At 44.3% G+C, this 1,223-nt stretch carries 2 protein-coding genes and 1 pseudogene; all 3 read right to left on the bottom strand.

What is annotated here, in order from left to right:
• The coding region (purS, locus tag LD39_RS18795) for a phosphoribosylformylglycinamidine synthase subunit PurS (RefSeq protein ID WP_035551693.1) at positions 1-107 on the bottom strand (107 nt) is incomplete at its 3' end.
• Entirely contained in the window at positions 95-817 is a 723-nt protein-coding gene (purC, locus tag LD39_RS18790) for a phosphoribosylaminoimidazolesuccinocarboxamide synthase (protein WP_035551695.1), read from the bottom strand. The genes purS and purC, both read right to left, overlap by 13 nt.
• A gap of 87 nt (positions 818-904) precedes the next feature.
• A pseudogene (locus LD39_RS18785) lies at positions 905-1,223 on the bottom strand (adenylosuccinate lyase); the annotation flags it as partial.

Genomic DNA, 1,223 nt, shown 5'->3' with positions numbered 1-1,223 from the left:
TCGTTGACATTTTTATATTCAAGGGAGTGGAGAGAGTTTTGAACGGCCTTTCCTTGTGGATCGAGAACGCCCTCTTTTAATGTGATGTAAATCTTTACTTTGCGCATGTGTTTGCCTCCAGTCGTTGTAATATGTTTTCGTACGTAGAGATCAGGTCTCCGATATTTTCGCGGAACACATCTTTGTCCATTTTTTCGCCGGTTTCAATATCCCAAAGGCGGCACGTGTCCGGAGAAACTTCATCTGCAAGAACAATCGTCCCATCTGCCAGACGCCCAAATTCCAGTTTGAAATCGACGAGCTGCAGATTGGCTTCTTTAAAAAGCTGAATCAGTTGGTCGTTGACGGATAAAGCCATCTCTTTGATGCTGATCAATTCTTGTTCCGTAATGTCTGTCAGGTGATACGCATGGACATCGTTAATGAGCGGGTCATTGAGTTCGTCTTTCTTATAAAACAATTCGACGATTGGCGGGGTAAAGCGTGTTTTCTCTTCAATACCGAGCCTGCGGGTAATACTGCCGGCAGCGACGTTACGAACGACAACTTCCAATGGGATGATCGTCGTCTTCTGGACGAGCTGTTCGGTATCGTTCAACGCTTTAATAAAGTGGGAGTCGATTTGGTGCTGTTTCAAATATTCAAAGACTTTAGAGGTAATCAAGTTGTTAAGGCGTCCTTTGCCCTCAAACTGATCTTTTTTCTTTCCATTAAATGCGGTGGCATCATTTTTATAAGATAAAATCAACTGATCTTCATGATCATTGACGTGGTAGACTTTCTTCGCCTTTCCTTCATATAACAACGAACCCTTCATGTGGAACACCTCGCTCAAATTGGTAATTTTTGTATGACCTGAGGTGGTCATTTCTTCCACCTCAGGTCATACAGATATTGGAAATCCTTACAAGCCGATGCGGTCGAAGATGCGGTCGACGTTTTTCAAATGATGCTTGTAGTCGAAGCACGCATCTAGTTGTTCTTGGGACAATGTTGACGTGATCTTGTCATCTGCTTCGATCAACTCACGGAATGGTACACCGCGTTCCCAGGATTCCATTGCTTTCGGCTGAACTAAATCGTAAGCCTCCTCGCGGACCATGCCCTCATCAATCAACGTCAACAGGACACGCTGGGAGAAGATCAAACCGTACGTTTTCTCCATGTTTTCCTGCATGCGTTCAGGAAAAACCGTCAAGTTTTTCACGATATTGCTGAAGCGG

Source organism: Halobacillus sp. BBL2006, from assembly GCF_000786645.1.
Classification (GTDB): Bacteria; Bacillota; Bacilli; order Bacillales; family Halobacillaceae; genus Halobacillus.
This window is presented reverse-complemented; position numbering and strand designations above follow the sequence as displayed.

Bases quoted from the DNA above. Each gene is read 5' to 3' on its own strand.
- purC (WP_035551695.1), bottom strand. From the start codon at position 817: ATGAAGGGTTCGTTGTTATATGAAGGAAAGGCGAAGAAAGTCTACCAC.